Below are 10,426 nucleotides of genomic sequence, written 5' to 3' on the forward strand. Positions count from 1 at the left end.
CCGCGCCGAGGTAGACCGCGTGCACGGCGTCCGCGACGGCCCGGCGGGTCGCCTCGGGGACGGCGCCGGCGTCCAGGGCGCGGGTGACGGAGTCCAGGTCGCTCGCGCCGCCCAGGCGTGCGGCCAGGACGCTGTTGGCGACCGCGCCGAAGAGGGCCGCGCCGACGGTCTGGCCGGTCTGCCGGCAGAAGAGGACCGACCCGGTCGCCGTACCGCGTTCCTCCCACTCCACCGACGACTGCACCCCGATGATCAGGGGCAGCTGGAACAGGCCGAGGGCCGCGCCCAGCAGCAGCATCAGCAGGGTCGGCTGCCACGCCCGGCCGGGGTAGGGCAGGAAGGGGAACGCGAAGAGGACGAGCGCGGCTGTGCCGATGCCGAGCATCGCGGTGCTGCGGAAGCCGATCCGGCGGTACACGTGCTGGCTGAGGGCGGCCGACACCGGCCAGGTCAGCGTCCACACGGAGAGGACGAATCCGGCGGCCACCGGGGTGAGGCCGAGGACGGACTGGGCGTAGGTGGGCAGGAAGACCGTGGGGGCCACCATCAGCAGGCCCAGGGCGCCGAGGGCCAGGTTGACGGCGGCGATCGTACGGCGGCGCCACACCCAGCCGGGGATGATCGGCTCCGCCGCGCGGCGTTCCACCACGACCACGACCGCCAGGAGGACGGCTCCCGCCGCGAACAGGGCGAGCGACGGGGCGGACAGCCACGGCCAGGCGACCCCGCCCTGCACGAGCGCGGTGATGAGGACGCCCCCGCAGGCGAAGATCGCGACCGCTCCCGCCCGGTCCACGCGCGCGTGGCGGCCGTTCTCCCGCCGCGGTTCGTGGAGGTGACGGACGATCAGCCACAACGCCACCGCTCCGACGGGAAGGTTGACGAGGAAGATCCAGCGCCAGTCGGCGTAGGAGGCGAACAGCCCGCCGATGCCGGGGCCGGCCACCGCGGAGAGGGCCCACACGGTGGAGAGGCGGGCCTGGATCTTCGGGCGTTCCCGGAGCGGGTACAGGTCGGCGGCGAGGGTCTGCACCGTGCCCTGGAGCGCGCCGCCGCCCAGGCCCTGCACGATGCGGAACGCGATGAGCGCGGCCATGTTCCAGGCCGCGGCGCACAGCAGCGAGCCCAGCAGGAACAGCGCGGCGCCCGCGACGAGGACCGGTTTGCGGCCGAAGGTGTCGGAGAGCCTGCCGTAGACGGGGAGGGTGACCGTGACGGCCAGCAGGTAGCCGGAGAAGAGCCAGGAGAAGTAGGAGAAGCCGCCCAGGTCGCCGACGATCTGGGGGACGGCCGTGGCCACGATGGTGGAGTCGAGTGCCGCCAGGGCCATCGCGAGCATCAGCGCGGCGACGACGGCTCCGCGCCGTCCGGTCGCGGCGGGCCGCCCGCTGTCGCGTGTCACCGGTCTGGTGCCGTCCACCCGGAGTGCCTCCCTCGCGGTTGATTGCCCCTTGCACCTGTCCGCCGCCGCACAGCTTCGCACTTGACCCACACGTCGCGGGAGGGTGGAGCCTGTATGGGCCTGTGGGTGGAGCCGACCCTGAGACGGTGTCAGCCCATCGGAGGAGAGCCCTTAGGGGTACCTCCGTACTACGGGTCGGGGAGGGTTCGTACCGTCGGAGGACGAGACGGGGCGGGGGTCGTCCTTAACCTGGCTTTACGCCGCTGAGGGGCAGCGCGACCTGGCTTCACGCCGCTGGGGGGCGGCGCACCGTACCGGCGGGGGTGGGGTTTTCCTCAGTACAAGACTGCGCTGAACACCAGGGCGCGGGACCCCTGCCGGCCGCCAGACTGAATCACGTCGCACGAACACGCACGAAGCGGCCGCCGGGTACGACGGGCGGGCGCCGGAACACCGCTTTCATCTGCTGACCGACATAGGAGACTTACCGTGACATCGGCTGTGACCATTCCCAGGCACGGGGGCACTGGAGGGAGCACGGCCGTTGCCGCGCGGGCGCGGCAGGTCGTGAAGGCGTACGGGTCCGGGGAGACCCGTGTCGTCGCCCTCGACCACGTCGACGTGGACATCGCCCGCGGTCGGTTCACCGCGATCATGGGCCCCTCGGGGTCCGGCAAGTCCACGCTGATGCACTGCCTCGCCGGGCTCGACACCGTGACGTCCGGGCAGATCTACCTGGACGAGACCGAGATCACCGGTCTGAAGGACAAGAAGCTCACGCGGCTGCGCCGGGACCGGATCGGCTTCATCTTCCAGGCGTTCAACCTGCTGCCGACGCTGAACGCGATCGAGAACATCACGCTGCCCATGGACATCGCCGGCCGCAAGCCCGACCAGGGGTGGCTGGACCGGGTGGTGGAGACCGTCGGGCTCGCGGAGCGGCTCAAGCACCGGCCGACGCAGCTCTCCGGCGGCCAGCAGCAGCGGGTCGCGGTGGCGCGGGCGCTGGCGGCCCGGCCGGAGATCATCTTCGGTGACGAGCCGACCGGAAACCTCGACTCCCGTGCCGGCGCCGAGGTGCTCGGCTTCCTGCGCCGCTCGGTGGACGAGCTGGGCCAGACCATCGTGATGGTCACCCACGACCCCGTGGCCGCCTCCTACGCGGACCGGGTGCTGTACCTCGCCGACGGCCGCATCGTCGACGAGATGCACCAGCCGACGGCCGAGCAGGTCCTGGACCGCATGAAGGACTTCGACGCCCGGGGGCGCACGTCATGACCGTCCTGAAGACCTCCATGCGCAACTTCTTCGCGCACAAGGGGAGGATGGCGCTGTCCGCGGTGGCGGTGCTGCTGTCGGTGGCGTTCGTGTGCGGCACGCTGGTGTTCACGGACACCATGAACACGACGTTCGACAAGCTGTTCGCGGCCACCTCCTCGGACGTCACGGTGAGCGCCAAGGGCGCCTCCGACAGCGGTGAGACGACCGCGGACAACGGCAAGCCGCCGGTGATACCGGCCTCCGTGCTCGACGAGGTCAAGGGCGCGGACGGCGTGAAGTCGGCCGAGGGCACGGTGTTCTCCACCTCGGTGACCGTCGTCGACGGCGACAAGGACAGCCTCTCGCCGACCAGCGGCGGCCCGACCATCGTCGGCAGCTGGAACGGCAACGACGCCCGCACCATGGAGATCACCTCCGGTGCGGCGCCCAAGGGCGCGGACCAGGTCATGGTCGACGCCGACACCGCCGACAAGCACGACCTGAAGCTCGGTGACGAGATCGGCGTGATCAGCGTGGTCGGCACGCTCACCGCGAAGGTCTCAGGCATCGCCGACTTCACGGTCACCAACCCCGGTGCGGCGATCTTCTACCTGGACACCAGGACCGCGCAGCAGGCCCTGGTCGGCGAGAGCGGCGTCTACACCAACGTCAACGTGACCGCCGCGTCCGGCGTCAGCGACGCGCAGCTGAAGAAGAACGTCGCGGCCGAGCTCGGTGGCGCCTACAAGGTGCAGACCGCCGAGGAGACCGCGGAGGCCAACCAGAAGAGCGTCGGCGAGTTCATGAACGTCATGAAGTACGCGATGCTCGGCTTCGCCGGGATCGCCTTCCTCGTCGGCATCTTCCTGATCATCAACACCTTCTCCATGCTGGTCGCCCAGCGCACCCGGGAGATCGGCCTGATGCGGGCGATCGGCTCGTCCCGCAGGCAGGTCAACCGTTCGGTGCTGGTCGAGGCGCTGCTGCTCGGCGTCTTCGGTTCGGTCCTCGGGGTCGGCGCGGGTGTCGGACTCGCGGTCGGGCTGATGAAGCTCATGGGCATGATGGGCATGGAGCTGTCCACGGACGACCTCACGGTGGCCTGGACGACCCCCGCGATCGGACTGCTCCTCGGTGTGGTGGTCACGGTCCTCGCCGCCTACCTGCCCGCCCGGCGGGCCGGGAAGATCTCCCCGATGGCCGCGCTGCGCGACGCCGGCACCCCGGCGGACGCCAGGGCCGGCTGGATACGCGGTGGGATCGGCCTGGTCCTCACCGGCACCGGCGCCTTCGCCCTGTACCTGGCGGGCAGCGCGGACAAGGCGACGGACGGCTCGATGTGGCTGGGCCTGGGCGTGGTGCTCTCCCTGATCGGCTTCGTCGTCATCGGCCCGGTGCTGGCGAGCGGTGTGGTGCGGGTCCTCGGCGCGATCCTGCTGCGGGCCTTCGGCCCGGTGGGCCGCATGGCCGAGCGCAACGCCCTGCGCAACCCGCGCCGTACCGGTGCGACGGGCGCCGCGCTGATGATCGGGCTCGCGCTGGTGGCGTGCCTGTCCGTGGTCGGCTCCTCCATGGTGGCGTCCGCCACCGACGAGCTCGACAAGGCCGTCGGCACGGACTTCATCATCCAGTCCGACAGCGGCCAGTTGATCACCCCGCAGGCCGTCGAGGCCGTGAAGGCGTCACCCGAGGTGGACCGGGTCACCGAGTACAAGTGGACCGAGGCCGACTTCACCACGCCCGACGGCAAGACGCTGAAGGACACGGCGATCACGGCGGCCGACCCGACGTACGCGACCGACCTGCGGGTCGAGACGGTCGCCGGAAAGCTCGGCGACGCCTACGAGCCCGGCTCGATGTCCGTCCACGAGGACTTCGCGAAGGACCACGGCATCAAGCTCGGCTCACGGATCGAGATCGCGTTCAAGGACGGCGAGACGGGCACGCTGACGGTCCGGGCGATCACCAGCAGTGAGGGAGTCGTCGACGCGGGCGCGATGTACACGTCCATCGACACCCTCGCCACATACGTGCCGGCCGACAAGATGCCGCTGGACACGCTGCTCTTCGCCTCGGCGAAGGGCGGGCAGACCGACGCCGCGTACACGTCGCTGAAGGACGCGCTGCACGACTACCCGCAGTACACGGTGCGCGACCAGACCGACTACAAGGAGGCGCTGAAGGACCAGATCGGCCAGCTGCTGAACATGATCTACGGTCTGCTGGCCCTGGCGATCGTCGTCGCGGTCCTCGGTGTGGTGAACACCCTCGCCCTGTCGGTCGTGGAGCGCACCCGGGAGATCGGCCTGATGCGGGCCATCGGCCTCTCGCGCCGGCAGCTGCGCCGCATGATCCGCATGGAGTCGGTCGTGATCGCCCTCTTCGGTGCCCTGCTGGGCCTGGGCCTGGGCATGGGCTGGGGCGCCACCGCGCAGCAGCTGCTCGCCCTGGAGGGCCTGAAGGTCCTCGACATCCCGTGGCCGACGATCATCGGAGTGTTCATCGGCTCGGCCTTCGTGGGCCTGTTCGCCGCCCTGGTCCCGGCCTTCCGCGCCGGCCGCATGAACGTCCTGAACGCCATCGCCACCGACTAGCCACCGCATACGGGGGTTGCGGGGGAAACGCCCGGCGCCGGGAAGTCCTTGGGGGCTTTCCGGCGCCGGGCGTTCCGTTCGGCCAGTCCGGCGTCCGGGGACGGGGCCCGTCCAGGGCCGGACGGGGGCCCAGAGGGCGGGACCTCCGGGAGCCGGGCACCGGCACCGCTCACCGGTCGGTGGACGTTGTCCACAGCCCAGGCGCCGGGGTCGTCCAGCGACGTACGCTGGACAACCCCGGCCCGCCGCGCGCGTCGGGCCCGACGTGTTGCACACCCCCGGACGGAAAGCGCCCCGAATGAGCCTGCACGGTCTGCTCGACGCCGTAGTCAAGGACACCGCTCTCGCGGAAGCGATCGCGGCCGCCGCGGACGGCAACCGCATGCACGTCGACCTGGTCGGCCCGCCCGCGGCCCGCCCCTTCACCGTCGCCGCCCTGGCCCGCGACACCGGCCGCCCCGTACTGGCGGTGACGGCCACGGGACGCGAGGCGGAGGACCTGGCCGCGGCCCTGCGCTCCCTGCTCCCGCCCGAGGGCGTCGTGGAGTACCCGTCGTGGGAGACGCTGCCGCACGAGCGTCTCAGCCCTCGCAGCGACACCGTCGGCCGCCGCCTCGCCGTGCTGCGCCGCCTGGCCCACCCCCGCCCCGACGACCCCGAGACCGGCCCGGTCTCCGTCGTCGTCGCGCCCGTGCGCTCCGTGCTCCAGCCGCAGGTCAAGGGCCTGGGCGACCTGGAGCCGGTCTCCCTGCGGACCGGGCGGAGCGCCGACCTGAACGAGGTCGTCGAAGCCCTCGCCGCCGCCGCGTACGCGCGCGTGGAACTGGTCGAGAAGCGCGGCGAGTTCGCCGTACGGGGTGGCATCCTCGACGTGTTCCCGCCCACCGAGGAACACCCCCTGCGGGTGGAGTTCTGGGGCGACGACGTCGAGGAGATCCGCTACTTCAAGGTCGCCGACCAGCGCTCCCTGGAGGTCGCCGAGCACGGCCTGTGGGCCCCGCCCTGCCGCGAGCTGCTGCTCACCGAGGACGTACGGGAGCGTGCGCGGGTCCTCGCCGAACGGCACCCGGAGCTGGGGGAACTGCTCGGCAGGATCGCCGAGGGGATCGCGGTGGAGGGCATGGAGTCCCTGGCGCCCGTCCTCGTCGACGACATGGAGCTGCTGCTGGACGTGCTGCCCAAGGGCGCCATGGCCGTCGTCTGCGACCCGGAGCGGGTGCGGACCCGGGCCGCCGACCTGGTGGCGACGAGCCAGGAGTTCCTCCAGGCGTCCTGGGCGGCCACCGCCGGTGGCGGTGAGGCGCCCATCGACGTCGGCGCCGCCTCCCTGTGGTCCATCGCGGACGTCCGCGACCGGGCCCGGGAGCTGGACATGATGTGGTGGTCGGTGTCGCCGTTCGCCGCCGACGAAGAGCTCGACGCGGACACGCTCAAGCTCGGCATGCACGCCCCCGAGACCTACCGCGGCGACACGGCCAGAGCCCTCGCCGACACCAAGGGCTGGCTCGCCGACGGCTGGCGCACGGTGTTCGTCACCGAGGGCCACGGCCCGGCCGCCCGCACGGTCGAGGTGCTCGGCGGCGAGGGCATCGCCGCCCGCCTCGACACGGACCTCGGCGGGATCACCCCGTCCGTCGTGCACGTCGCCTGCGGCTGCATCGACCACGGCTTCGTCGACCCGGCGCTCAGGCTCGCCGTGCTCACCGAGACCGACCTGACCGGCCAGAAGGCATCCGGCCGGGAGGGCGCCCGGATGCCGGTCCGGCGCCGCAAGACCATCGACCCGCTCACCCTGGAGGCGGGAGACCACATCGTCCACGAGCAGCACGGCGTGGGCCGCTACATCGAGATGGTGCAGCGCACCGTGCAGGGCGCCACCCGCGAGTACCTGGTCGTGGAGTACGCCCCCGCCAAGCGCGGCCAGCCCGGCGACCGGCTGTACATCCCCACCGACCAGCTGGAGCAGATCACCAAGTACGTCGGCGGCGAGGCCCCCACCCTGCACCGCCTGGGCGGCGCCGACTGGACCAAGACCAAGGCGCGCGCCAAGAAGGCGGTCAAGGAGATCGCCGCCGACCTGATCAAGCTCTACAGCGCCCGCATGGCCGCCCCCGGCCACGCCTTCGGCGCCGACTCGCCCTGGCAGCGCGAGCTGGAGGACGCCTTCCCCTACGCGGAGACCCCCGACCAGCTCACCACCATCGCCGAGGTCAAGGAGGACATGGAGAAGTCGGTCCCCATGGACCGCCTGATCTGCGGCGACGTCGGCTACGGCAAGACCGAGATCGCGGTCCGGGCCGCCTTCAAGGCCGTACAGGACGGCAAGCAGGTCGCCGTGCTCGTGCCCACCACGCTGCTGGTGCAGCAGCACTTCGGCACGTTCAGCGAGCGGTACGCGCAGTTCCCGGTGGTCGTGAAGGCGCTGTCCCGCTTCCAGACCGACACCGAGTCGAAGGCGACCATGGAGGGTCTGCGGGAGGGCTCGGTGGACGTCGTCATCGGCACCCACCGCCTGTTCTCGTCCGAGACCAAGTTCAAGGACCTCGGCCTGGTCATCGTCGACGAGGAGCAGCGCTTCGGCGTCGAGCACAAGGAGCAGTTGAAGAAGCTGCGCGCCAACGTCGACGTGCTGACCATGTCCGCCACGCCGATCCCGCGCACCCTGGAGATGGCGGTCACCGGCATCCGCGAGATGTCGACGATCACCACCCCGCCGGAGGAGCGGCACCCGGTGCTCACCTTCGTCGGGCCCTACGAGCAGAAGCAGATCGGCGCCGCGATCCGCCGCGAGCTGCTGCGCGAGGGCCAGGTCTTCTACATCCACAACCGGGTCGAGTCCATCGACCGCGCGGCGGCCCGGCTGCGCGAGATCGTGCCCGAGGCGCGCATCGCCACCGCCCACGGCCAGATGTCGGAGTCGGCGCTGGAGCAGGTCGTCGTCGACTTCTGGGAGAAGAAGTTCGACGTGCTGGTGTCGACGACGATCGTCGAGTCCGGCATCGACATCTCCAACGCCAACACCCTGATCGTCGAGCGCGGCGACAACTTCGGTCTCAGCCAGCTCCACCAGCTGCGCGGCCGGGTGGGACGAGGACGGGAGCGCGGGTACGCCTACTTCCTGTACCCGCCGGAGAAGCCGCTGACGGAGACCGCGCACGAGCGGCTCGCGACGATCGCCCAGCACACGGAGATGGGTGCGGGCATGTACGTGGCGATGAAGGACCTGGAGATCCGCGGCGCCGGAAACCTGCTCGGCGGCGAGCAGTCCGGGCACATCGCGGGCGTCGGCTTCGACCTGTACGTGCGGATGGTCGGCGAGGCGGTCGCGGACTACCGGCGTCAGCTGGAGACCGGCGAGATCGAGGAGGAGCCGCCGCTCGAGGTCAAGATCGAGCTGCCCGTCGACGCGCACGTCCCGCACGACTACGCGCCCGGCGAGCGGCTGCGCCTCCAGGCGTACCGGTCGATCGCCTCCGCGAACTCGGAGGACGACATCAAGGCCGTGCGCGAGGAACTCGTCGACCGCTACGGCAAGCTGCCGGAGCCGGTGGAGAACCTGCTGCTGGTGGCGGGCCTGCGGATGCTGGCCCGCGCGTGCGGTGTCGGCGAGATCGTGCTCCAGGGCAACAACGTCCGCTTCGCGCCGGTGGAGTTGCGCGAGTCCCAGGAACTGCGCCTGAAGCGCCTGTACCCCGGCACGGTCATCAAGGCGGCCGCGCACCAGGTGCTGGTCCCGCGCCCGAAGACCGCGAAGGTGGGCGGCAAGCCGCTGGTCGGGCGGGACCTGCTGGGCTGGGTCGGGGAGTTCCTGACGTCGGTCCTGGGGTCCTGACGGGTCACCGACGCCAACGGGAAGCCGTCCACGGCGTGAGGTCGCCGTGGACGGCCCTGACGGGTGCGCGCGGCCTTACGGCTGGTCGGGACGGTCGCGGTCCATGTCGAGCCGGCGTTCGGCCTGCTGCTGCCCGGTGTCGATCTGCTGCTCGTACTTGCCGCCGGTCCTCTCGTTCATCTTCCGTTCCGCGGTGTCCGAGGCGTGCTTGGCCTTGTCGCGTGCCGCCTTGTTGCTCTTGAACTTGTCGAGGATGCCCATGCGGGAGCTCCTTCCGGAGAAGACTCGGAACCGACGATACGCGCGCTTTGCGGCGAATGCCCGTGTAGTACCAGATTGGTCTGGACCTCTCACTCGTTACGGTGAGATCCGGCACGATCCGCCCCCGTCAGGGCAGGAGTCGGATGAGCGAAGGAGGGGCACAGTGACGCGGAACAAGGGATGGGGCATACGGGCCCGGAGCGCGGGCCCGGCGGTGATCGCCGCGGTGGCTCTCCTCGCCGGCTGCGAGGGAATCCCGGACGCGGAGTCCCCGGCCGGTGACGAGAGCGGGGGCGCCGCCGCCTCCGACGGGCGCGCCGTCAGCCCGCTGGACAACCCCGAGGGCACCGGACCGGGCCTCGCGTCCGTGACCGGTGAGTCGGACCGGGCCGAGGCCGTCGACCTCATCGAGAAGGTGACGACCAAGGGCCGCGGACCGAAGACGGGCTACGACCGGGACGAGTTCGGCTACGCCTGGATGGACACGGCGGACGGAGTGCCGCTCGCGAGGAACGGCTGCGACACCCGCAACGACCTGCTGCAACGCGACGGCCAGGACCTGCGTTTCCGCTCCGGGTCCGACTGCGTGGTGGTCGCCATGACCCTGGCCGACCCGTACACCGGCACGACCATCGAGTGGCGCAAGCAGGAGGCCGCCGAGGTCCAGATCGACCACGTGGTGCCGCTGTCCTACAGCTGGCAGATGGGCGCGTCGCGCTGGTCGGAGAGCAAGCGCGAGCGGCTCGCCAACGACCCGCTCAACCTGATCCCGGTCGAGGGCGGCGCCAACTCGGCCAAGAGCGATTCCGGGCCCGCGGCCTGGCTGCCGCCCGACAGGCGGGTCCGGTGCGCGTACGCGGTCCGCTTCGCCCAGGTCGCCGTCGAGTACGAGATGCCGGTGACGCCGGCCGACAAGCGCATGATGCTCCAGCAGTGCGGCGGCTGAGCGGTCCGGGCGGCGCCGCGCTTCTTGGACGCGTGCCGTTCGCCGAGGACGGCCGGGGCGGGGCCGGGTGCGTGGAGCCCGGTGGTCGTCACGGCGGCCGGGCGGAGGGGGCGGGCGCGGTGCGGCGCGCG

The 10,426-nt window shown here is 71.4% G+C and carries 6 protein-coding genes; 4 read left to right on the forward strand and 2 right to left on the reverse strand.

The features are described 5' to 3' along the window. The coding region (locus B7767_RS24500) for an MFS transporter (protein WP_179167267.1) at nucleotides 1-1,420 on the reverse strand (1,420 nt) is incomplete at its 3' end. 471 nt (nucleotides 1,421-1,891) lie between these two features. On the opposite strand from B7767_RS24500, the gene B7767_RS24505 reads away from it, so the two are divergent. The 3 genes from B7767_RS24505 to mfd all read left to right on the forward strand — a co-directional run bounded on the left by B7767_RS24505 (nucleotide 1,892) and on the right by mfd (nucleotide 9,088). Then, on the forward strand, nucleotides 1,892-2,680 hold the full coding sequence (locus B7767_RS24505) for an ABC transporter ATP-binding protein (RefSeq protein WP_085574098.1): 789 nt from the start codon (nucleotides 1,892-1,894) through the stop codon (nucleotides 2,678-2,680). Beyond that, entirely contained in the window at nucleotides 2,677-5,256 is a 2,580-nt protein-coding gene (locus B7767_RS24510; protein WP_085574099.1) for an ABC transporter permease, read from the forward strand. Before B7767_RS24505 ends, B7767_RS24510 begins: the two co-directional genes overlap by 4 nt. A 298-nt stretch (nucleotides 5,257-5,554) precedes the next feature. Further along, nucleotides 5,555-9,088: a transcription-repair coupling factor gene (mfd, locus tag B7767_RS24515; protein WP_085574100.1), complete on the forward strand. Its 3,534-nt coding sequence runs from the start codon at nucleotides 5,555-5,557 to the stop codon at nucleotides 9,086-9,088. Between the two features lie 75 nt (nucleotides 9,089-9,163). On the opposite strand, the gene B7767_RS24520 is transcribed toward mfd, so the two are convergent. Further along, nucleotides 9,164-9,349 (reverse strand): antitoxin, encoded by a 186-nt coding sequence (locus tag B7767_RS24520; protein ID WP_085574101.1) that lies wholly within the window; start codon nucleotides 9,347-9,349, stop codon nucleotides 9,164-9,166. Between the two features lie 163 nt (nucleotides 9,350-9,512). Here B7767_RS24520 and B7767_RS24525 point away from each other — a divergent pair, with 163 nt between their 5' ends. Next, complete coding sequence (locus tag B7767_RS24525; RefSeq protein WP_085574102.1) at nucleotides 9,513-10,295, forward strand: HNH endonuclease family protein; 783 nt, start codon at nucleotides 9,513-9,515, stop codon at nucleotides 10,293-10,295. Nucleotides 10,296-10,426 lie beyond the last annotated feature (131 nt).

The sequence above is a fragment of the Streptomyces sp. 13-12-16 genome (assembly GCF_002114215.1).
Classification (GTDB): Bacteria; Actinomycetota; Actinomycetes; order Streptomycetales; family Streptomycetaceae; genus Streptomyces.